Below are 21561 nucleotides of genomic sequence, written 5' to 3' on the forward strand. Positions count from 1 at the left end.
CCGACGCCGGCGACCCGGGGCTCGACAACCCGGGGCCCCGGCAGTCCAAGGCCCGACGCCCACCGCCGAGGCGTACCGCGAGACCCACGGCCCGACGCCCGCGCCCTGGCAGCCCGACGCCTCCCGCCCGCCGCTACCGTCCGTCCAGGGCGGGGCGGCCCTCGCGGAGTATGGCCGCGACCAGCGCGGCTTCGCCCGGCCGGGCGAAGTACCAGCCCTGGGCGGTGTCGCAGCCGGTGAGCCGCAGCCGTTCGGCCTGGGCGGCGCTCTCGATGCCCTCGGCGGTGACGGTCAGGCCGAGGGTGTGGGCGAGCTGCACCATCGCGCCGACGATCTGTTCGTCGGCGTCGCTGCGGCGGGAGCCGAGCCGGGGGAGGCCGGGGCGGTCGGCGGCGGGGGCCGGGTCGCGGAAGCCCTCGATGAAGGTGCCGTCGAGCTTCAGCACGTGCACCGGGAGCCGGGAGAGGTAGGCCAGGTTGGAGTAGCCGGTGCCGAAGTCGTCGATCGCGATCCGCACGCCCATGTCGGCGAGCGCCTGCAGGGCCTGCAGCGGGCGTCCGCCGGGGCCCAGCAGGGCGCTCTCGGTGATCTCCAGCTGGAGCAGCCGGGCCGGCAGGGCGGTGAGCTCGAGGGCGCGGGCGACGTCGGCGACGATGTCGGAGTCCCAGATCTGACGGGCGGCCAGGTTGACGCTCACGAAGGTCTCGGTGTCCGGGAACTCGGTGAGCCACTGCCGGGCCTGGCGGCAGGACTCCTCCAGCACCCACTTCCCGAGCGGCACGATCGCGCCGGACTCCTCGGCGAGCGGGATGAAGCGGTCGGGGGAGAGCGTCCCGTAGCGGGGGTGGCGCCAGCGGACCAGAGCCTCGGCCCCGTGCACGGCGCCGTCGGCCAGGCCGACCAGCGGCTGGTACTCGATGGTGAACTCGCCGCGCTCCAGGGCCGGCCGCAGTGCGGTGGCGAGCAGCTGGCGGGTGAGCTGGTGGGCGCCGCGGTCCGGGTCGTAGAGGGTCCAGCGGGCGCGGCCGTCGGCCTTGGACCAGTAGAGCGTGGCGTCGGCGTCCTTGACCAGGTCGGTCGGGGTGGTCTCGTGCACGGACCGCTCGACCACGCCCACGCTGGCGGTGATCACCAGACGGTGCCCGGCGATGTCGAAGGGGCGTTCCAGCGCCTCCAGGATCCGGCCGGCCAGCTCGGTCAGCTGCTCGCTGCCCAGGCTGTCGGTGACCAGGACGGCGAACTCGTCGCCGCCCATCCGGGCCACCAGGTGGGTGTCGTGCCCGTCGAACCCACGCCGCAGCCGGGTGGCGACGGCGATCAGCAGCTGGTCGCCGATGTGGTGGCCGAGGGCCTCGTTGATCGCCGCGAAGCCGTCGAGGTCCAGGTAGCAGACGCCGACCCGGCGGGCGTCGCCGAGGGCCGGGGCCGGGGTGGGCTCCCCGGCCACCGAGAGGCAGGCGGCGTCCAGCCGTTCGAAGAAGTAGGTGCGGTTGGGCAGTCGGGTCAGCGGGTCGTGCAGGGCCTGGTACTCCAGGCGGTCGCCGAGCCGCCGCTGCTCGGTGATGTCCTCCACCAGCGCGAGCGTGTAGAGGGGGCGTCCGGCGCCGTCCCGGATCAGCGAGACGGTGACCTTGCTCCAGACCTCGTGGCCCTCGCGGTGCTTGAGCTGCTTCTCCACGCGGAACCGTTCCCGCTCCCCGCGCACGAGTTCGGAGAACAGCCGGTCCGGCATGCCCTCCGGGTCGATGATCTCGTGCAGGTGGGTGCGGACGAGTTCGCCGACGCTCCGTCCGATCAGGCTGGCGAAGGCGGGGTTGACCTCGATGATCCGGTCCTCGGGGTCGATCAGCGCCATGCCGATGACCGCGTCGCAGAAGGCGGCCCGGAACCGGGACTCGCTGGCCCGCAGGGCGGCCAGCAGCCGGTCGGCCCCGCCGCCGTCCGCCCGGCCGGCTCCCGCGGCGGCGCCCCGGTGGATGCCGTCGGCGAGCGGGGCCGAGCAGGTGGGGCAGAGCAGCACCTCGGGCTCCTCCAAGGTCCCGCAGGCGCCGGGGCCGACGGCGACGGAACCTGCGACACCGGGGCCGACGGCAACGGGACTGGCGGCAGCGGAACCGGTAGCAGCGGAACCGGCGGCAGCGGAACCGGCGGCCGGGTCGAGGACCGGCGCGGCGAGGTGGCGGTGGTGCGGTGATTCCTCGTGCCGCACGCCCGGGTGGTGTGCGTCGGCCCCCTCGTTCTGGCCCGGCACGGCATGCTCCCGTCCGCTGCTGACGCTTGACGATGATTCCGGCCGGTCATTCGGGCTCCCGGCGGCCGGCTCCGCGCTCTGTCGCGGTCCTCGGGGTCGGTCCGCTGCGGGACGCCCGCCGCGGGGCGTTGTCGCGCGGGGACCCGCGTGAAGGAACAGGGCGCTTCGGCCGATCATAGGCCGCGACGGCAACGCGCGGTGACCGCCGCCAGGGTGATTCGCCCTCTTTGTGATCATGGATGGCGGTACGTGCAGACGCCCCCGGTACACATCACATGATGTGCGCCAGGGGCGTGCGCGCCGAAGCCGCGCCCTCGGGCGCCGGTTGCGCGCCGGGGCGGGGCGGTAGCGGAGGAAGAGCGGACTACGGCGCGGCCGAGCCCAGCCGAACCGAGCCGGGCCGCGCCGGGGCTGCGTCAGGCCAGCCGGGCGGTGAGGGTGATGGTGGTGCCGGTCAGGGCCTGGCTGACCGGGCAGTTGGCCTTGGCGTCCTGGGCCGCCTTGGCGAAGCCCGCCTCGTCCAGGCCGGGGACGTCGCCGGTGACGGTCAGGTGGACGCCGGTGATGCCCTCACCCGGCTGGAAGGTGACGTCGGCCTGGGTGTCCAGCGTGCGGGGCGGGGTGCCGGCGCCGGCCAGGCCGTGCGAGAGGGCCATCGAGAAGCAGGACGCGTGGGCGGCGGCGATCAGCTCCTCCGGGCTGGTCTTGCCGTTGGGCTGCTCGGTGCGGGCGGGCCAGGACACCGGGTAGGTGCCGATCCCGGAGGAGACGAAGGTCGTCTGGCCCTGCCCGTGGACGAGGTCGCCCTCCCAGGCCGTACGGGCGGTGCGGGTGGTTGCCACGATCGGTACCTCCATTGCCGGGGCCACGCATGGGGCCATGCGGGGGCCTTCAGGGGGACTGCTCAGCGGTCACTTCCGGTCATGCACGCACCAGCCTACGGGCAGCCCCGCCGCCGGCCCGGCGTGTCACGCCGTGCCGTGGGCCTGGTGGCGCGAGGGTTTCCGGCGGGGCGCCGGAGGTCCGGGCGGCTGTCCGGATCGTGGACGGATCCGTCCAGCGGTGCGGGCCCGCAGCGGGCGCCCTGTTAGATTTGCCCGGGCCCGAGCCCGGCCGCCGTACGGTCGGGCGCCCACTCAGACACCGGGAGCCGACCCGATGACGGACCACCCCACGACCCCCGACGCCGGCGTGACCGAGGGGATCGACGACGCCGTACGGGCCGAGCTGACCAGCCTGCGCGAGAGCATCGACAACATCGACGCCGCGGTGGTCCACATGCTGGCCGAGCGCTTCAAGGCGACCCAGCGGGTCGGCCGGCTCAAGGCCGAGCACAAGCTGCCGCCGGCCGACCCGGCGCGCGAGCGGGACCAGATCAAGCGGCTCCGGGAGCTGGCCGCCGGGGCGAAGCTGGACCCGGTCTTCGCCGAGAAGTTCCTGAACTTCATCATCGCCGAGGTGATCCGCCACCACGAGGCCATCGCCCGCGCCTGAAGGGGCGACCGCGTCGGCTGACGGGAGTCCCGCCCACGCCCGGAGCGAGCCCGAGGGGCGTCCGGCGCCCGCCCGGAGCGAGCCCGAGGGACGTCCGGCGCACGCCCGGAGCACCGCGGGAGCCTTCACGGAACGCCGCCGCGACGTTCACAGCGGGCGGCGGGCGCTCCCGGCGATGTCGGTGGCGACTAAATGACCGATTTCGTCAGGCTCCACGGTTGGCGTAGCGTGCGGGTTTCCCCAGCCGGAGAGGTGGAGCAGCGACGATGGCGGTGAACCTGCCCGAAACGCCCAGCGGAGCCCCCAGCGATTCCGCCGTCCAGGAGGTGTCCGGCGGCCGCGCCGAGGCCCGCCGCCGGGCCCGCGGTTCGCGCGGCCGCAGAGCCGCCCGCCCGGACGGGAAGGGCCGCTCCGGCCGTCGTCCCCGGCCGTGGTGGATCGAGCTGCCGGTGATGGCCGCGGTCGGTCTGGTGGTCGCGCTGCTGATCAAGACCTGTCTGTTCCAGGTCTTCTCCATCCCGTCCGGTTCGATGGAGAACACGCTGCGGATCGGCGACCGGGTCGGCGTGAACAAGCTGGCGCCGCTGACCGGCTGGGAGCCGGAGCCGGGGCAGCCGGTGGTGTTCAAGGACCCGGGGGGCTGGCTGCCGCCGCAGCCCGCCGACCCGAACCCGTTCACCAACGCGGTGAGCTCGGCGCTCAGCTTCGTCGGGCTGGTGCCGCCGAAGGACGACAACTACCTGGTCAAGCGGGTCATCGCGACCGGCGGCCAGACCGTCCAGTGCGAGGGCAGCACCCTGAGCGTCGACGGGCGGAAGGTCGACGAGCCGTACCTGCACCCGGGGGACGACTCCTGCGCGGGCCTGGACTTCGGCCCGGTGAAGGTGCCCGCCGGCTACGTCTGGGTGGAGGGCGACCACCGCAGTGACTCCGCGGACTCCCGCTTCCACCAGCACGGCCCCGGTGGCGGCGCCGTGCCGGTGGGCAACGTGGTCGGCCCGGTGTCGGGCGTCGTGTGGCCGCTCGATCACCTCGACTGGTTCGGCTGGACCGGCCGCTGACCCGGCGCTCGGCGGTCACCCGCTCGCGCGGGCCCGGCCCGTCGCCGACCCCGGCGGATCCGCCCCGGGTCTAGGGAACCGGAGCTGAGGCCGGAGCCGGCCCCGGTGCCGGCTCCGCAGCCGCGACAGGAGCCGTGACCGCAGCTGCCTCGGGTACGTCCGCCGGCTTGCTCGCCTGTGCCGCGAAGGCCCCGGCCAGCACCAGCAGGCCGCCCGCGATCTGCGGCAGCCCGAGGTGTTCGCCGAGCAGCACCCAGGCCAGCACGGTGGCGACGACTGCCTCCAGGTTGGCCACCACCCCGGCGATCGGCGGGGAGAGGTAGCCGACCGAGATCACGCCGGTCAGGTAGGCGAGCACGGTCGCGATCAGGACCATCCACAGGGCCGGGACGTACGCGGGGAGGCTGTGCCCGTTCATCACCACGTCGCCGCCGAGCAGGCTCCAGTCGGCCTGCCAGGGGCGGGTGAAGGCGGTGAGCAGGACGGCGCCGATGAGCAGCCCGTAGGCGCTGACGGCCAGCGGGTCGACCGGGCGCTCGCCCCGGCGGCCGGCGTCGGCGAGCAGGAAGTAGCCGACCTGGCAGAAGGCCGCGCCGAGGGCGAAGAGCACGCCCAGCGCGTCGAAGCTCAGGCCGTTCCAGACCTCGACCACGCAGGCCAGCCCGGTCACCGCGACGCCGGCGCCGATGGCCGCGCCCCGGCTGATCGGCTTGCGCTGCACGAACTTGACGTAGCCGATCAGCAGCGGCGGCCCGAGGTACTCGATCAGCAGGGCGACGCCGACCGGGATGCGGGAGATCGCCGCGAAGTAGCAGGCCTGGACCCCGGCCACGGCGAGCAGGCCGAAGCCGAGCAGCAGGCCGGGACGGTGCAGGACGGCGTCCCGGTGCCGGTAGGCGATCGGGAGGAGGGCGACGGCGGCGCCGGCGACCCGCAGCCACACCACGTGCAGCGGGGAGAGCCCGGCCTCGATCAGCGGCTTGGCCGCGGTGCCGGAGCCGCCGAAAGCGAGGGCGGAGACCAGGGCGAGGCTGAGGCCGAGGGTTCTGCCCGAAGGGAGGGTGGGCGAGGCCGTTGATCTGTGCACCGACGCATTGTGACAGTCATACCGATGCTTCGGTAAGGCGCCATTTCGTCATTTGGTCCTGCACAGAACTGTGCGCAGCGGCACAATCACCCGGGCCACCCCATCACCCGCCCGCCGACCCCGCCCCCGTGAGCGAGTCCGCCCCGACCGGGGGCTGGACGGTCGGCTGGGTGGTCGGTGTCGGGGTCGGCTGGGTGGTGGGTGTCGGCTTGGGGGTGGGCCGCACGGTCGGCCGGGAGGTGGGCGTGCTGGTCGGCTGGTCGGTCGCGGGGGCCGTCGGTGTGGTGGTGGGTCCGCCGTCGGTGCCGCCCGTCGGGGTGCTCTGACCGGAGCCGCCCGGCGGGGTGGCGCCGGTGCTCGGGCCGCCGGTGGGGGCGCCCGTCGACGGGGTGCCGCTCGGCGTGCTCGGGGCGGTCGGCAGGTCGGTGGCGCCGGAGGGGTCGTCGTCGGCCGGGGTCGGGAAGTCGGTCACCGGCTGGCCCTTGAGCGCGGTCTTCATGTAGCCGGTCCAGATCTGCGCCGGGTACTGGCCGCCCGCCGCGCCGTCGATCCCGCCGACGCCGCTCAGGCTGACCTGGGCGCCGGTGCCCGGGTCCTGGCCGAACAGGGCGACGGAGGTGACCAGCTCGGGGGTGTAGCCGACGAACCAGACCGACTTCTGGTCGTCGGTGGTGCCGGTCTTGCCCGCCGCCGGGCGGCCGAGCGCCTTCGCCCGCCAGCCGGTGCCGCCGGGGTCGCTCACCACGCCCTGGAGCATCGAGGTGACCTCGTTGGCGGTGTCCGCGCTGATCGCCTGGGTGGTCTTGTGCGCGGGCAGCGGCACGCTCTCGCCCTCGCGGTCCACGGACTGCACCAGCCACGGGGTGATCTGCTTGCCGCCGTTGTCCAGCGTGGCGTACACGCCGGCCATGTCGAGCACGCTCGGGGTGGCGGTGCCCAGCGGGATGGACGGCAGCGGGTCGAGCCCCGGGGTGTTGCCGGGCAGGCCCAGCGCGATGCCGGTGTCCTTGACCTTCTGCAGCCCGGTGTCCTGCGCGAGCTGGGCGAACGCCGAGTTGACCGACCAGTCGGTGGCCTGCTGCAGGGTGATCTGGCCGTAGCTCTTGTCGCCCTCGTTCGGCGGCGCGTACGCGGTGCCCTTGCCGCCGCGGACCTTCCGGCCGCTGGTGCCGTCGTAGACCGTGCGCGGGGTGACGGTGCGGCCGTCCTGGGTCTTGGCGTCGTTCTCCAGGGCGGCGGCCAGGGCGATCGCCTTGAAGGTCGACCCGGCCTGGTAGTCGCGCCGGGTGGCGTTGTCCACGTAGTGCTTCACGTAGTCGACGCCGCCGTACAGGGCGACGATCGCGCCGCTCTTCGGGTCCACGGAGACGGCGCCGGCCTGGGCGGCCGCGTCCTTCTTCCGCTTGTCCGGGTTCAGGGTGTCGTGCAGCTGGGTCTGGACGGAGTCCTGGAGGGCCTGCTGGCGGCCCGGGTCGATGCTCAGCTTGACCGTGTAGCCGCCCTTGGCCAGCTCGGTCTCGCTGATGACCCCGGTCGAGGTCAGGTACTGGGTGGCCGCGTTCACCAGGTAGCCGGCCTGGCCGGACAGGCCCGGGTTGGGCTGCGGGTCGCGGACGTCGGGGAAGGTGGTGGCGGCCCGCTCCTCGGCGGGGAGCCAGCCCTCCTTGACCATGCCGTCGAGCACGTAGTTCCAGCGGTTGACGGCGTTCTGCTTGCCGGCCGCGGTCGCGGTGGCGACGTCGTAGGCGCTCGGCGCGTTCAGCAGGGTGGCCAGGTAGGCGCCCTGGGCGGCGTTGAGCGCCGAGGCGTCGATGCCGAAGTACGCCTGGGCGGCGGCCTGGATGCCGTAGGCGCCGCGGCCGTAGTAGGAGGTGTTCAGGTAGCCGGAGAGGATCTCGTCCTTGCTCTCGGTGGCGTCCACCTTGATCGCGATGAAGAGTTCCTTCACCTTGCGGGTGACCGACTGCTTCTGGTTCAGGTACGTGTTCTTCACGTACTGCTGGGTGATGGTGGAGCCGCCCTGGGTGCCTTCGCCCTTGGCGGTGTTGACCGCGGCCCGGAGCAGGCCCTGGACGTTGACCGCGCCCTCGTTGTAGAAGTTGCGGTCCTCGGCGGCCAGCGCCGCGTGCTGGGCGGCGGGGGAGACCTTGTCCAGGGTGACGTTCTGCCGGTTGGTCTGGCCGGTGCGGGTGATCACCGAACCGTCCGAGTAGAGCCAGGTGTTGCTCTGCGCGGTCGCGGCGGCGTGCGCGTCCGGGACCTTCACCAGGGCGATCCCCAGCGCGAACAGGCCGACGCCGAGCAGCAGCGCCGAGGCGAAGCCGAGCAGGGTCATCCGCCAGGTGGGTATCAGCCGGCGCCAGCCGGTCCGCTTCGGACGGCGCGCCTTCTTGCCGCCGGGCCCGCCGGAACCGCTGGACGAACCGGCCGCACCGGACCCGCCGGCGGGGCGCTTGAACCGCTTGACCGGGCGGAGACTGATCGACGGCGTGCGAGGGCCGCTCTGGGCATTCCTGGGCAAAGCGCGGCCTTTCCTGCAAGCGGGACGAAGCAGCCTGCACGGGCGGGGGGACATCGGTGGTTCGGGACCTTTGCCCCGGTTTCCGGTTGTACTGCCCTGGACGAGCGGGGCGGGCCGGATGGCTCCGCCGGATCGCCAATCGAGACCGACATCACACACAAATCGGACTTCGAGGGCCAAAAAATCGGGGAGCCCCTCGCTGCTGCGAGAGGCTCCCCAATGTCTGTGCGCCGCCAGGGACTCGAACCCCGGACCCGCTGATTAAGAGTCAGCTGCTCTAACCAACTGAGCTAGCGGCGCCTGCTGACCTGGAAAACAATACACGGTCCCGAGGGGTGCCTCGAACCGGCCCCGGTCACCCCCGCCCGATCCGTCCCTTTCCTTCCGGTTGGGCCGGAGTTCGCCGCTGGTTAGGGTGGAACCGTGCCCAGCCCCCAGCCAGGACGCCGCACCGGGCGGACGACGGTCGCCGCGCTGCTGCTGCTCAGCGCCGTGGCGTACACCGCCTGGGTGCTGGAGGTCGTGCTGAGCACCGGGCTCGACCCGGTGCAGGCGTACATCAGCGAACTCGCCGCCGAGGACCAACCACTGGGCGGCCTCTTCCGGGCCACCGACCTGGTCGCCGGGCTCTGCCTGCTCGCCGCCGCCGGCGCGGCCCTCGGCACCGGCCTCGGCACCGGCCCCGCCGCCGGGTGGGCCGACCGCCTCCGGCACCGCCGCTGGGCACTCGTCGGCTGGTCCGCCCTCGCCCTGTTCGGCGCCGCGACCGCCGCCGACTCCCGGCTCCCGCTCAGCTGCACCCCCACCAGCGACGAGATGTGCGCCGCCCGGGAGACCGCCGGGCTCGTCCCCGCGACCCACACCGCGCACGCCGTCACCAGCAGCCTCGCGATGGCCGGCGCCCTCACCGCACTGGTCGCCCTCACCGTCGCCGCCCGCCGCTACGGCCGGTGGCCGCCGGTGCGCCGGTTCGGGCCCTGGCTGCTGGGCGCCGAACTGCTTGCCACCGGATGGAGCCTCGCCGCGATCGCCGCCTTCCAGGCCGGGCACGGCCACTGGGCGCTCGGGGCCGGGCAGCGGCTGCAGGTGCTGCTGGTCGCACTCTGGCTGGCCGTCCTGGCCCTGGGCGTCGCCCGCTCCGACCGGGAGGACCGACGGGACCGGGAGCACCAGCAGGACCAGGACGGCGGACCGGAGCCGCGCCGCCCGGCCGAGCCGTCCCCGGAACGGAGGCCGGCATGACCACCCCCGGCGACCCCGGCGACCCCGGCGACCCCGGCACCCCCGGCACCCCCGCCACCTCCCGCGACCCCCGCACCCACGCGCGCTTCCTGCGCGTCGACGGCGTCCCGCTGCACGTCCGCACCGAGGGCAGCGGCCCGGTCTGCCTGCTCAGCGGTGGTCTCGGCAGCAGCTGGTTCGACTGGGACCTCGTCGTCCCGTTCCTCACGCCCTACCGCACCGTGGTCCGCTTCGACCGGCCCGGTTACGGGCTGAGCGCCGCCGAGCCGGCCACCGGGCGGCCCGCCCCGACGGCGGTGGGCGAGGCCGGGCGGATCCTGGCGGTGCTGGACGGCCTGGGGCTGCGCGGGCCCTGCACGGTGGTCGGCCACTCGCTGGCCGGCTTCCACGTGGAGGCCTTCGCCCGGCTGCACCCGGAGCGGACCGCCGGGCTGGTCCTGGTCGACGGCAGTGTCGAACCGGCGGCCCGGCCGTACCCGGCACCCGGGGCGCGGGACCTGGCGGCCCGGGCGGTGGCCGGTGTCGCCTCCGCCCTCGCCGTGCCCTACCTGCTCGGCCCGACCGCGCGCCGGACGACGGCCCGGCTGTCCACCGTCCGCCGCGAGGACCTCGCCCCGGCGCCGCTGGTCCGGCACTGCTACCGCACCGGTCGGGCGCTGCGCGCGCTGCTGCGGGAGAACGCGCGCTACCTCGACGTGGCGGCCGAACTGGCGGAGCTGCGGCGCACCCGGCCGCTGCCCGAGGACCTGCCGGTCACCGTGCTGGCCGCCGACGACGGCTGCCGGACCCGCCGGACCGAGACCTGGCTGGCCGAGCAGCGGGAGCTCGCGGCCCTGCTCCGCGCGGACTTCCGTACGACGGCTCCGGCCGGGCACCTGGTGATGTTCGACCGTCCGGACGCGGTGGCCTCGGCGGTGCTCGACACCCGCTGAGCACCGTGCTCGACACCCGCTGAGCACACCCTCAGTCGCTGCTGGACCTGATCCGCTGGACGGCCCGCGGGACGGGCAGCTCCCCGGCCAGCTTCCGCGCGGCGCGCCGGACCGGGGCGCCGGGCCGGCCGGGGTAGAGGCGGTGGTCCAGGGAGGCGACGTGGATCAGGGCGGCCAGTTGCCGGTCCCGTTCGGCCGTCGGCCGGCCGGCTCCGCCGTCGGGGGCCAGCAGGGTGGCGGCGACCCGTGCGGCCGTCTCTTCCCTGAGGTCGGGCCGCAGCAGCCGGTGGGTGCGCCAGGGCAGACCGAGGAAGCGTTTCTCCTCCACGGCGTAGTACCCCGCCGCGGTCAGCCGGTCGAGGTGGAACCGGTGCCCGGGCGGGTCGGGGACCTGGGCGAGCGCCTGGTCGAGCCCGGGGCGGAAGCGGCTCTTGCCCCTCGCCTCCAGTCGGGCCAGCACCCCGGCCGCGACCTCGTCCCGCGCGCCGAAGGGCTGGTAGCCGGTGATGCGGTGCTTCTCGACGGTGACCGCGCCGCCCAGCACGAGTTCGGCGAGGACGGCACCGGCGACCACGTGGTGGAACTGGCTGGCCGGCACCCGGAAGCGCCCGTGGGCGGGATGGGCGCAGAGCAGCAGCAGTTCCTCGGGGAGGGGAAGGACGTCGGAGAGGCTCACGGAGCCCAGGTCTACCCGTCCCGGAACGTCTGGGAACGTCCGGGAACGACTCAGGCCGCCCACCGGAGTGGACGGCCTGAGACCTTGCCATGTGCGCCGCCAGGGACTCGAACCCCGGACCCGCTGATTAAGAGTCAGCTGCTCTAACCAACTGAGCTAGCGGCGCCTGCTGACGTCGAAGACATTACACGGCGCGGGCCCGATCCACCGAATCGTACGCGGGCGGTCACCCGCCGTGAGCGTCGGCGGGCGGCGGCTCCGGGTGGTGGCAGGCCGCCTGGTGGTCGGCCCCGGGATCGCCGGTCAGCGCCGGTCGTTCCTGCTCGCAGCGGGTCCGGTCGGCCGGGGTGGTGAGCCCGGCGTAGCGGGGGCAGCGGGTGCGGAAGGGGCAGCCGGCGCGGCGCTCGGTGGGGGAGGGCGGGTCGCCGGCGAGCAGGACGCGGTCCCGGGCGCGTTCGGCGGCGGGGTCGGGCAGCGGGACGGCGGAGAGCAGGGCGCGGGTGTACGGGTGCCGGGGGCGGTCGAAGACGGCGGAGACCTCGCCCTGCTCGACCGTCCGGCCGAGGTACATCACGCTGACCCGGTCGGCGAGGTGCCGGATCACCGAGAGGTCGTGCGAGACGAACAGGTAGGAGAGTCCGAGCTCCGCCTTGAGCGCCTGCAGCAGGTTGAGCACCCCGGCCTGGATGGAGACGTCCAGCGCGGAGACCGGTTCGTCCAGCACCAGCAGCTTGGGGCGGACGGCGAGGGCGCGGGCGATGGAGATGCGCTGGCGCTGGCCGCCGGAGAACTGGTGGGGGTAGCGGACGGCGTGCTCCGGGTCGAGGCCGACCTGGCGCAGCAGCTCGGGCACCCGGCGGGCGATCTCCACGCGGGGGGCGCGCTGGGTGAGCAGGGGTTCCGCGACGATGTCGCCGATCGGCATCCGGGGGTCGAGGCTGGCCATCGGGTCCTGGAAGACGATCTGCAGTTCGGCGCGCAGCCGGTGGGCCTCGGCCCGGGTGAGCCGGGCGGTGTCGTGGCCGAGCAGTTCGATCCGGCCGCTCTCCGGGGCGCCGAGCCGCAGCAGTTCGAACAGCGTGGTGGACTTGCCGGAGCCGGACTCGCCGACCAGGCCGAGGGTCTCGCCCTCCCGCAGGTCCAGGTCGACGCCGTCGACCGCGTACACCTCGCCGACCTTGCGCTTGAACACCGTGCCCTTGAGGAGCGGAAACGTTTTGCCAAGGCCGCTGACCGCCAGCACCGGCGCCCGCCCGGAGCGGTCGCCGCCGTCGGAGCCATCAGCGCCATCGGAGCGGTCGAAGCCGCCGGAAGGCACGGGCAGCTCGGGCACGGGGTACACCTCGGCCGGCGCGGGCCGGCGGCCGGCGAGCTCCGCCGACCGCACGCACGCCGACAGGTGGTCACCCGCCCCCTCCGAAGCGGGCTCCAGCACCGGCTCCGCCGTCGAGCAGCGGTCCTGCGCCAGCGGGCAGCGCGGCGCGAACGGGCAGCCCGGCGGCAGCTCGGCCATCGGCGCCGGGGCGCCGGGGATCGGTACGAGCGGACCGCCGTGCCCGTCCAGCCGGGGCAGCGCGCCGATCAGCCCGAGCGCGTACGGGTGGTGCGGGGCCTCGAACAGCTCGTCCACGCCGGCCGTCTCGACCACCCGTCCGGCGTACATCACCGCGACCCGGTCGGCCGTCCCGGCGATCACCCCGAGGTCGTGGCTGACCAGGACGAGCGCGGCGCCGGTCTCCCGGCGGGCGGTGCGCAGCACGTCCAGCACCTGGGCCTGGATGGTGACGTCGAGCGCGGTGGTGGGCTCGTCGGCGAGCAGGATGTCGGGCTCGTTGGCGACGGCCATGGCGATCATCGCGCGCTGGCGCATGCCGCCGGAGAACTCGTGCGGGAAGCTGTCCAGGGCCCGGTCGGGCGCGGGGATGCCGACCAGGTCGAGGAGTTCGGCGGCCCGGCGCCGCGCGGTGGCCTTGTCCACCCGCTGGTGGATCCGGACCGCCTCGGCTATCTGGTCGCCGATCCGGTAGACCGGGGTGAACGCGGAGAGCGGGTCCTGGAAGACCATGGCGACCCGGCGGCCGCGGATCGCCGCGAGCTCCTTGCCCGGCAGCCCCACCAGCTCCCGGCCGTCCAGCCGCACCGACCCGCTGACCCGCGCCGTCCCGGGCAGCAGTCCGAGCACGGAGAGCGCGGTGACGGACTTCCCGGAGCCGGACTCCCCGACGATGCCGAGGGTCTCGCCGCGCCGCAGGGTGAGGTCCACCCCGCGGACGGCGGGGACCGGGCCGTGCGGCCCGGCGAAGTCCACCCGAAGGTCCCGGACGGCGAGCAGCGGGGTGTCGACGGTGGTGGTGTCGAGGGCGGTGGTCACGGGCGCTTCCTACGGGGGCGACGGCGGGGCGCGGCCCCGGAGGTGGGGTCGAGCGCGTCGCGCAGCCCGTCCCCGATCAGGTTGACGGCGAGGACGAAGACCACCAGCAGGCCGGCGGCGAAGTAGAACAGCCAGGGGAAGACCGGGGCCTCGCTGGTCCCGGCGGCGAGCAGGGTGCCGAGCGAGACGTCCGGCGCCTTGACCCCGAAGCCGAAGTAGGAGAGCGCGGTCTCGCTCATCACCGCGCCGCCGACGGCGATGGTGGCGTCGATGATGAGGAAGGAGGCGACGTTCGGCAGGATGTGCCGGCTGATGATCCGCAGCGGCCGCACGCCCATGAACCGCGCGGCGCGGACGAATTCGCGCTCGCGCAGGGAGATGGTCATCGAGCGGACCACCCGGGCGGTGATCATCCAGTTGAACAGCGCGAGGAGCAGCACGAAGGCGATCCAGCCGGCGCTCTTCAGCCGGGACGAGACGATGGTGATGATCAGGAAGCTGGGGAAGACCAGCATCAGGTCCACCAGGAACATCAGCGCCCGGTCGGCCCAGCCGCCGAAGTAGCCGGCGCAGGCGCCCACCACGGAGGCCAGCACGGTGGAGAACAGCGCCACCAGCAGGCCGATGACCAGCGACTTCTGCAGCCCGCGGACGGTCTGCGCGAACACGTCCTGGCCGACCCCGTTGGTGCCGAACCAGTGGTCGGCGGACGGGGGTTGGTGCAGAGCGGAGAAGTCCGGGGCGGCGTAGTCCCAGGGCGTGAGGTACGGGCCGCCGAAGGCGAGCGCGAACAGCAGCAGGACGACGACGGTCCCGGTGACGGCGCCGCGGGCGGTGAGCAGCCGGGCGAGGACGAGCCGTCCCCGGCCGGTGGACCGGGGTGCGGTGGCCGAGGCGGAGGGCTCGGCGACGGTGGTGGTCATCTCAGGTCACCTCCGGTCAGGACCGCACGCGCGGGTCGAGGGCGGCGTGCAGGGTGTCGGCGAGGAAGCCGGAGGCGAGGACGACGACGGCGGTGAACAGGTTGACGGCCACGACGGAGTTGACGTCCTGTTCGTTGATCGACTGGATCAGCCACTCGCCCATGCCGTGCCAGCCGAAGATCGTCTCGGTGAAGATCGCGCCGGTGAAGATGCCCAGGAAGCTGTAGGCGAACATGGTCGACATCGGGATCACGGCGGTCCGCAGCCCGTGCCTCAGCAGCGCCTGCCGGCGGGTGAGGCCCTTGGCCTCGGCGGTGCGCAGGTAGTCGGAGCCGAGCACGTCGAGCATGGTGCCGCGCTGGTAGCGGCTGTAGGTGGCGAGGCCGCCGAGGGCCAGCGAGATGGTCGGCAGCAGCAGGTGCAGCGCCCAGTCGGCCAGGTGGGTGCCGAGGCCGCCGGTGAGTCCGGGGGTCTCGTAGCCGGTGAACGGGATCACGTCGTGGCCGGCCGCGTCCTTGGCGGCGATGGCGCCGTTCTTGAGGAACAGCGCGACCAGGAAGACCGGGGTGGAGAGCAGGACGAAGGACAGCACGGTGAGCAGCCGGTCGGAGAACCGGTACTGGCGCACGGCGCTCCAGGCCCCGGCGGCGACGCCGAGGACCATGCCGAGCAGGCTGCCGAGCAGCAGCAGCCGCAGCGAGACCCAGACCCGGCGGCCGAAGTCGTCGGAGACCGGGGTGTCGTGGATGGTCCGGCCGAGGTCGCCGTGGAGCAGCCCGCCGGCCCAGTGGCCGAAGCGCTCGACGACCGGGGTGTGGTCGTTCAGGTTGAGCGCGGTGAGCTGGTGCTCGACCGATTCGGCGGCCGGGCGCGGGACCTTGGCGTCGAAGTAGGTGCGCGGCTGCAGGGCGGTCGCGGATATCGCGTACGCCAGGAACACGGCGGCGATCAGCAGCGCCGTGTAGTAGCCCAGGCGCTTCGCCAGGTAGCGGAGCATCAGCGGCCGCCCGGGGTGGCGGGGGCGGGGCCGACGCGTCTGGTGGGCATCGGGTGGTGGCCTTCGGTCGGGGCCCGGATCGGGCGTCAGGTGGCGGAGGTGGCAGGGGAGTCGGGAAAGCGCAGGTCAGAGTGAAGCACCCGGGGACAGCGGGCGTGTTGCGGCAGCGTTGCCGCAGGTGACGTTTGGATCAGGTGTGCGCTCCTCCCCCTGGTGGCCGGTCTGATCCGCTGTTACGTTCCTCTGGCTCGATGCCGGATTGAGTGCCCACGCTCAAGCCGGGTCATGCCTGTCGCGCCGCAACTCCTGTTCCGCAGACCTCACCAGGGGGACCCTCATGGACGCTTCCACCACGGCTCGCCGCCTCGGCCGGGCCACCGCCCTCGCCGTCGCCGCCGCGCTGGCGGTCACCGCGTGCACCTCGGGCGGGGGCGGATCCGGAGACGGCGTGGCCAAGAGCGAGCCGCCGAGACAGGACTCCCAGGACATCAACGCCAAGCCGCTGGACCAGGTCAAGGACGGCGGTGAGGTGCGCTTCCCGCTGTACCAGTGGATCACCCAGTGGAACCCGTTCCAGGTGGACGGCCGGTACGGCGACGCCGTCGAGATCATGCGCACGCTGGAGCCGGACCTCTTCACCACCGACGCCGCCGGCAACTTCCAGCCGGTCACCGACTACCTGCAGGAGGCCAAGGTCACCTCGACCTCCCCGCAGGTGATCACCTACAAGCTCAACCCCAAGGCGAAGTGGTCGGACGGCAAGCAGCTGAGCTACCTGGACTTCAAGGCGGACTGGGAGGCCAGCAACGGCAAGAAGGACGGCTACAACATCGCCGACTCCGCCGGCTACGAGCTGATCTCCGCCGTCGAGCAGGGAGCGGACCCGACCGAGGTCAAGGTGACCTTCTCCGAGCCGTACGCCGACTGGCAGAACCTGTTCCGCCCGCTGATCCCGGCGGCGGGCATCGGGACCCCGGACGACTTCAACCAGGGCTGGGTGGAGAAGATCCCGATCACCGCGGGCCCGCTGAAGGTCGGGACCGCGGACAAGACCGCGCAGACCCTGACCCTGGTCCCGGACCCGGCCTGGTGGGGGACGAAGCCCAAGGCCGAGCGGATCACCTTCCGGGTGATGTCCCAGTCGGCGACCACCCAGGCGTTCCTCAACAACGAGATCGACTACGCCACGGCCGGCACCGCCGCCGCGTACGGGCAGCTCAAGGACTCCAAGGACGCCGTGATCCGCACCGCCAGTCCGTGGGACGAGGTGCACATCTCGTTCGGCCAGGGCGGCGCGCTGGCGGACCAGAAGGTCCGCCAGGCGCTCGGGAGGGCGCTGGACCGCTCGGCGCTGATCAAGATCGCGAACAACGGCGTCCCGGTGGAGTTCAAGCCGCTCGGCAACCACATCATCATGCCCAACCAGACCGGCTACCAGGACAACTCCGGCGACTGGGCGAAGTTCGACCTGGGCGCGGCCAAGAAGCTGCTCGACGAGGCGGGCTGGAAGGAGGCGGGCAGCGGTCAGCCGCGCACCAAGGACGGGAAGCAGCTGGAGCTGCACTGGGTCGTCAACGACGCCACCCCGCAGGCGCAGTTGGACCTGGCCACCGCCGCCGCCGCGATGTGGCTGACGGCCGGGGTCAAGGTCGACCTCGACAAGGTCCCCTCCAACGACTTCTTCACCAAGTACGTGAACCCGGGCAAGTTCGAGATCGCCAGCTGGCGGAACACCGACTCGTTCCCGCTCTCCAGCTCCCTCCTCAACTTCCGCCTGCCGGTGGGGGAGAACGTCTTCGGCAACTTCTCGAAGCTCGGCACGCCGGAGATCGACGCGCTGCTGAAGAAGGCGGCCGGCACGCTCGACCCGGCGGAGGCCGCGAAGCTCTACAACCAGGCCGACGCGAAGATCTGGGAGCTCGGCCACACCGTCGAGCTCTACCAGCGGCCGACCGTGGTGGCGGCCCGCAAGGGCCTGGCCAACTACGGCGCGTTCGGTCTGGCCGGCGTGGACTACTCCAAGGTCGGCTGGGAGAAGTAACCGCCGCGCACGCGGCGGGCCGGGCCGCACGGCAGGCGCTGGCGAGCAGCGCGGTGATCACGAGGCCGGTGGCGCGGACACGGGAAGGTCGGCTCCGCCGCCCCCGCTGTCCCGCCACCCGCCTTGACCTTCCGCGTTGCCCGCAGGCCGCCCGTGTCATGGGGCCCCGCAGGGCCCGCGTCCTTCCGACCGGGATGAATCTAGCGGCGCCGGGGCCCCTCGCGGCGCAGCGCGCGGGGCGCGCCCGGAAACCCGCCGCGCTGTCACCCGGTTCGCGCACCGGAGCGTCAACTACGGCTGACGGCAAGGAAAAAAGGGACATACGGGGTCATTGAGGCGGGGCTGCCCCGGGGCCCCGTCGGCGCGGCCCCAGGTCCCCGACCGGCCCCCGACCGGCGCATTGCCCGGCGCGCGCGCCGCGCCGGTGCGTGCGCCGGGCCCGGGGCGCTGCCAGGATGCGCGGGACGACCCGCCCTCCCGACCCCGGAGCAGCCCCGATGGCCAGTGACCCCGCCGCCGCGGCACCCCGCGCCCAGCACGTCGACCCGCCGCCGGTGCGCCCGATGATCCCGCGCGACCGCGACGAGCCGCACCGGGTCGCCACCCCGCTGGAACTGTTCTTCGACCTCTGCTTCGTCGTCGCCGTCGGCCAGGCCGGGCGCGAACTCGCCCACTCCCTCGCGGCCGGGCACTACGGGGAGGGGCTGCGCGGCTACGCGCTGGCCTTCTTCGCGATCTGGTGGGCCTGGATGAACTTCACCTGGTTCGCCTCCGCGTACGACTGCGACGACGTGCCGTACCGGATCACCACGCTGGTGCAGATCGCCGGGGTGCTGATCCTCGCCGCCGGGGTGCCCCGGCTGTTCGCCACCCAGGACCTGGCGCTGGCGATCACCGGGTACGTGGTGATGCGCCTCGCGATGGTGACCCAGTGGCTGCGCGCGGCGGCCGGCGAGCAGGGCGAGGCCCGCCGGGTCGCGGTGCGGTACGCGGTGGGGATCACGGTCTGCCAGCTCGGCTGGGTGGTGCTGCTGCTCCTGCCGCACGGCGCCCGCCCGTACGTCATCCCGGTCGGGGTGCTGTGCGAGCTGGCCGTGCCGGTGATCGCGGAGCTGCGGATGCAGACCTCCTGGCACCCGCACCACATCTCCGAGCGGTACGGGCTGTTCACCCTGATCGTGCTCGGCGAGACGGTGGCGGCGGCGACCGTCGCGGTGCAGTCCGCGGTCGACGAGCACGAGGAGCTGGGCAGGCTGGTGCCGGTGGCCGTCGGCGGCCTGCTGATCTGCTTCGCCGCCTGGTGGATCTACTTCGCCCGGCCCGTCCACGAGCACCTGCGCTCCAACCGGCAGGCCTTCGCCTGGGGGTACGGGCACTACCTGGTGTTCGGCTCGGCGGCGGCGATCGGCGCCGGGCTGGAGGTGGCGGTGGAGTCGGCGGTGCACAAGGCGGAGATCTCCGAGACCGCCGCCACCGCGACGGTCACCGTGCCGACCGCGGTCTACCTGGTCACGGTCTGGTTCCTGCACTCCCGGCACACCAAGCGCGGCGCGCTCGCCCAGGCCTTGGCGCCGGCCGGGGCCGCGCTGGTGCTGGCCTGCACCGCCTTCGGCGGCTCCGGGGTGCTCGCGGCGGGCCTGGTCTGCGCGCTGATGGTGGCGGCGGGCGTGCTGGTCCACGGCCGGGAGAGCCGGGCCGGGGCCCGGCTCTAGCCCCGCCCGAGCAGGACGGGTTCGTGCCGGGTCAGCCAGGCCAGGTAGGCCGGGTTGACCTTGGCCAGGTCCAGGTAGGCGGCGCGCAGCTCGCCGTAGAGCGCGTCCAGGGCGGGCGGGCTGAGCGCGCGCGGTCGCCAGGTGAACAGCAGCCGGACGGCCAGCGGGTCCCCGTCCACCGGGCGGACGACCGTGCCGGGGCCGGGCGGGGAGGTGGGCTGGCAGGGGCGGACGGCCTCGCCGGAGGCGACCAGCTCGGCGGCGGTGGCGTTGTCCCGCACCTGCAGCACCCGGGGGTTGAGCCCGGCCTCGCTGAACACCCGGCGCATCGCCGCGTACTCGTGGTCGGCGGTCGGGTCGACCATCCAGGTGTCCTCGGCGAGGTCGGTGAGCCGGACGACCGGGCGGGTGGCGGCCGGGTGCCCGGCGGCGAGCTCGACGTACTGCGGCTCGCGGGCCATCAGCACCCGCTGTTCGGCGTCCGGCGGCACCCGTAGCGGGAAGCCCTCGCTCTCGTGCACGAAGGCCACGTCCAGCTGGTCGGCGGCGACCATCCGCAGCAGCGCGCTGGCGGAGACGTCGACGTGGATGGTGGTGTCGGTGTCCGGCAGCCGGTCGTGCACCCGGCGCAGCCAGGCCGCGACCGCGCGGCTGCCGACGCTGCCGATGCGCAGCCGGCGCTGCCGGCCGGGCCCGCTCGCGTCGCGGGCCTCCTGGCGGGCGGCGGCGACCAGCGCGGCCATCTCGGTGATCACCGGCCGGGCCCGGGAGAGCACCGAGTGGCCGAGCGCGGTGGGCCGGCTGCCGGTCTGCTCGCGGGTGAACAGGGTGCCGCCGATGGACCGTTCGATGCGGTGCAGCTGGGTGGTGAGGGAGGGCTGGGTCATGCCGAGCTGGAGCGCGGCCTTGCGGAGGCTGCCGCTGTCGGCGATCGCGCACAGCACCCGGAGGTGTCTCACGTCGAGCTCCACGTCGGGAGCATAGACGCCATCGAGCCTCCTCGCCAAGGACATGACAGTCAATCAAGTCTGAGCCGGGACAAGCCACGGCGGACCCCACCGGTATGCGACGGGGCTATCGCCGGTTGACATCATCCGTGGCGGGCCCGGGCGGGTCGAAGCTCGGGGGCAGCAACCCGCCCCGGCCGCCGACCGGGGCGGCCCCCACCGTGCGCCACCGCCGTACCCGGCCCCCACCGGCTCCGGCGAGGCGGCGCACCGCGAATCCGGAGCCCCCACATGAAGCGATCCGTGCTGTCCGCCGCCCTGGGCCTCGCCCTCGCGGCCGGCCTCGCCGCCCTGCCCACCACCGCAGTCGCCGCGCCGGCCGCGCCCGCGGCCGTCCAGGGCTACACCCCGGCGGCACACGCCGGTGCCGCCGCGCGAGCCGCGGAGGCCGCCGACAACCAGGCCTTCTTCCGGGCCGTGGTGGCCTCGGTCAAGGCCAAGCGGGCCGCCGACCCGTGGCTGCGGTCCGTCACCGTCACCTACGACACCGGCAACGCGCCCTCCTTCGCGAGTCAGATAGCCACCGCCGCGCGGATCTGGAACAGCTCCGTGCGCAACGTGCGGCTCCAGGAGACCGGCGGCCAGGGCGACTTCTCGTACTACGAGGGCAGCGACAGCCAGGGCTCCTACGCGAGCACCGACGGCCACGGCCACGGCTACGTGTTCCTCGACTACCAGCAGAACCAGGAGTACGACTCGGTGCGCGTCACCACCCACGAGACCGGGCACGTGCTCGGCCTGCCCGACGACTACTCCGGCCCGTGCAGCGAGCTGATGTCGGGCGGCGGCCCCGGCCCCTCCTGCACCAACCCCTACCCCGACGCCGACGAGCGGAGCCAGGTCGACTACCTCTGGGCGAACGGTCTCGCGGCGGTCCACTGACCCCGCCGGGACGGTGACCCGCGCCGACCGCCCCGCGGCGGTGCAACCGGCCCCGTCCGCTGGGCGGGGCCGGGCGCGGCGGGCCGCTCGGCCGGAATCAAGCGGCCCGCCGCTCGGGTACTTCCCCGCTTCGGAGCCTAGCCCCCGCCGGAACGGAATGCCAGGGGCACGGTTGGGTCAAGGTACGGAAAAGACGCGTCAATTCCTGGCCGACGCAGGGGTATTGCACGGAGCTATCGCGGATTGACATCATCCGCCCGCCCGCCGGGCTGCCCGAAGCTCTGGGGACATCACCCGTTGACCAGGTGTCCCCCAGGGCCGGCCCCCAATCCGGCCACGGCACCACAGGAATCGGAGCCCCCAC

At 73.7% G+C, this 21561-nt stretch carries 16 protein-coding genes and 2 tRNA genes; 7 read left to right on the top strand and 11 right to left on the bottom strand.

Features of this window, described 5'->3' with window-relative positions:
• Window positions 1-133: 133 nt before the first annotated feature.
• A complete protein-coding gene (locus ACYP53_RS13775; RefSeq protein WP_459647532.1) occupies window positions 134-2020 on the bottom strand; it encodes a putative bifunctional diguanylate cyclase/phosphodiesterase in 1887 nt (628 codons plus the stop codon).
• A gap of 647 nt (window positions 2021-2667) precedes the next feature.
• Window positions 2668-3093, bottom strand: a complete 426-nt coding sequence (locus ACYP53_RS13780; protein WP_391554537.1) for an OsmC family protein — start codon at window positions 3091-3093, stop codon at window positions 2668-2670.
• Window positions 3094-3409: 316 nt separating this feature from the next.
• On the opposite strand from ACYP53_RS13780, the gene ACYP53_RS13785 reads away from it, so the two are divergent.
• Together ACYP53_RS13785 and lepB are read left to right on the top strand one after the other, a co-directional pair.
• Window positions 3410-3745: a chorismate mutase gene (locus tag ACYP53_RS13785; protein WP_189919333.1), complete on the top strand. Its 336-nt coding sequence runs from the start codon at window positions 3410-3412 to the stop codon at window positions 3743-3745.
• A 266-nt stretch (window positions 3746-4011) separates the two neighbouring features.
• Window positions 4012-4806 carry a signal peptidase I gene (lepB, locus tag ACYP53_RS13790; RefSeq protein ID WP_189919335.1) on the top strand — a complete coding sequence of 265 codons (795 nt, stop codon included), beginning with the start codon at window positions 4012-4014 and terminating at the stop codon, window positions 4804-4806.
• A gap of 70 nt (window positions 4807-4876) precedes the next feature.
• On the opposite strand, the gene ACYP53_RS13795 is transcribed toward lepB, so the two are convergent.
• The 3 genes from ACYP53_RS13795 to ACYP53_RS13805 form a co-directional block, all read right to left on the bottom strand.
• Complete coding sequence (locus ACYP53_RS13795) at window positions 4877-5893, bottom strand: EamA family transporter (RefSeq protein ID WP_459647533.1); 1017 nt, start codon at window positions 5891-5893, stop codon at window positions 4877-4879.
• A gap of 103 nt (window positions 5894-5996) precedes the next feature.
• On the bottom strand, window positions 5997-8414 hold the full coding sequence (locus tag ACYP53_RS13800; protein ID WP_459647534.1) for a transglycosylase domain-containing protein: 2418 nt from the start codon (window positions 8412-8414) through the stop codon (window positions 5997-5999).
• A 226-nt stretch (window positions 8415-8640) separates the two neighbouring features.
• Window positions 8641-8714 (bottom strand) — tRNA-Lys (locus ACYP53_RS13805).
• A 123-nt stretch (window positions 8715-8837) separates the two neighbouring features.
• On the opposite strand from ACYP53_RS13805, the gene ACYP53_RS13810 reads away from it, so the two are divergent.
• The gene (locus tag ACYP53_RS13810; protein WP_459647535.1) at window positions 8838-9656 is read left to right on the top strand and encodes a DUF998 domain-containing protein; all 819 of its coding nucleotides are present in this window, start codon (window positions 8838-8840) and stop codon (window positions 9654-9656) included.
• Complete coding sequence (locus ACYP53_RS13815) at window positions 9653-10588, top strand: alpha/beta fold hydrolase (RefSeq protein WP_459647536.1); 936 nt, start codon at window positions 9653-9655, stop codon at window positions 10586-10588. Before ACYP53_RS13810 ends, ACYP53_RS13815 begins: the two co-directional genes overlap by 4 nt.
• Before the next feature lie 31 nt (window positions 10589-10619).
• Here the strand turns inward: ACYP53_RS13815 and ACYP53_RS13820 are convergent, their stop codons facing one another.
• From ACYP53_RS13820 to ACYP53_RS13840, 5 genes are all read right to left on the bottom strand, one after another.
• Complete coding sequence (locus ACYP53_RS13820; RefSeq protein ID WP_189919343.1) at window positions 10620-11264, bottom strand: GOLPH3/VPS74 family protein; 645 nt, start codon at window positions 11262-11264, stop codon at window positions 10620-10622.
• 92 nt (window positions 11265-11356) lie between these two features.
• Window positions 11357-11430: transfer RNA gene (locus tag ACYP53_RS13825), tRNA-Lys, on the bottom strand.
• Between the two features lie 60 nt (window positions 11431-11490).
• Window positions 11491-13635: a dipeptide ABC transporter ATP-binding protein gene (locus ACYP53_RS13830; protein WP_459647537.1), complete on the bottom strand. Its 2145-nt coding sequence runs from the start codon at window positions 13633-13635 to the stop codon at window positions 11491-11493.
• Window positions 13632-14558 carry an ABC transporter permease gene (locus tag ACYP53_RS13835; RefSeq protein WP_459647538.1) on the bottom strand — a complete coding sequence of 309 codons (927 nt, stop codon included), beginning with the start codon at window positions 14556-14558 and terminating at the stop codon, window positions 13632-13634. Before ACYP53_RS13835 ends, ACYP53_RS13830 begins: the two co-directional genes overlap by 4 nt.
• 16 nt (window positions 14559-14574) lie before the next feature.
• Window positions 14575-15555 carry an ABC transporter permease gene (locus tag ACYP53_RS13840; protein WP_189919356.1) on the bottom strand — a complete coding sequence of 327 codons (981 nt, stop codon included), beginning with the start codon at window positions 15553-15555 and terminating at the stop codon, window positions 14575-14577.
• A gap of 337 nt (window positions 15556-15892) precedes the next feature.
• On the opposite strand from ACYP53_RS13840, the gene ACYP53_RS13845 reads away from it, so the two are divergent.
• Both ACYP53_RS13845 and ACYP53_RS13850 read left to right on the top strand, forming a co-directional pair.
• Window positions 15893-17596: an ABC transporter family substrate-binding protein gene (locus ACYP53_RS13845; RefSeq protein WP_459647539.1), complete on the top strand. Its 1704-nt coding sequence runs from the start codon at window positions 15893-15895 to the stop codon at window positions 17594-17596.
• Between the two features lie 497 nt (window positions 17597-18093).
• Window positions 18094-19308, top strand: coding sequence for a low temperature requirement protein A (locus ACYP53_RS13850; protein WP_459647540.1), 1215 nt, complete (start codon window positions 18094-18096; stop codon window positions 19306-19308).
• On the opposite strand, the gene ACYP53_RS13855 is transcribed toward ACYP53_RS13850, so the two are convergent.
• Window positions 19305-20321 carry a LysR family transcriptional regulator gene (locus tag ACYP53_RS13855; protein ID WP_189919363.1) on the bottom strand — a complete coding sequence of 339 codons (1017 nt, stop codon included), beginning with the start codon at window positions 20319-20321 and terminating at the stop codon, window positions 19305-19307. The genes ACYP53_RS13850 and ACYP53_RS13855 overlap by 4 nt on opposite strands.
• 225 nt (window positions 20322-20546) lie before the next feature.
• On the opposite strand from ACYP53_RS13855, the gene snpA reads away from it, so the two are divergent.
• A complete protein-coding gene (snpA, locus tag ACYP53_RS13860) occupies window positions 20547-21197 on the top strand; it encodes a snapalysin (RefSeq protein ID WP_459647541.1) in 651 nt (216 codons plus the stop codon).
• The last annotated feature ends 364 nt before the right edge of the window (window positions 21198-21561 follow it).

Source organism: Kitasatospora sp. Ki12, assembly GCF_054601375.1.

What these genes read in the sequence shown, in the direction of transcription:
- ACYP53_RS13785 (WP_189919333.1), top strand. Translation starts at nt 3,410, where the DNA reads ATGACGGACCACCCCACGACCCCCGACGCCGGCGTGACCGAGGGGATC.
- lepB (WP_189919335.1), top strand. Translation starts at nt 4,012, where the DNA reads ATGGCGGTGAACCTGCCCGAAACGCCCAGCGGAGCCCCCAGCGATTCC.
- ACYP53_RS13815 (WP_459647536.1), top strand. Translation starts at nt 9,653, where the DNA reads ATGACCACCCCCGGCGACCCCGGCGACCCCGGCGACCCCGGCACCCCC.
- ACYP53_RS13835 (WP_459647538.1), bottom strand. Translation starts at nt 14,558, where the DNA reads ATGACCACCACCGTCGCCGAGCCCTCCGCCTCGGCCACCGCACCCCGG.
- ACYP53_RS13840 (WP_189919356.1), bottom strand. Translation starts at nt 15,555, where the DNA reads ATGCTCCGCTACCTGGCGAAGCGCCTGGGCTACTACACGGCGCTGCTG.
- ACYP53_RS13845 (WP_459647539.1), top strand. Translation starts at nt 15,893, where the DNA reads ATGGACGCTTCCACCACGGCTCGCCGCCTCGGCCGGGCCACCGCCCTC.
- ACYP53_RS13850 (WP_459647540.1), top strand. Translation starts at nt 18,094, where the DNA reads ATGGCCAGTGACCCCGCCGCCGCGGCACCCCGCGCCCAGCACGTCGAC.
- ACYP53_RS13855 (WP_189919363.1), bottom strand. Translation starts at nt 20,321, where the DNA reads ATGTCCTTGGCGAGGAGGCTCGATGGCGTCTATGCTCCCGACGTGGAG.
- snpA (WP_459647541.1), top strand. Translation starts at nt 20,547, where the DNA reads ATGAAGCGATCCGTGCTGTCCGCCGCCCTGGGCCTCGCCCTCGCGGCC.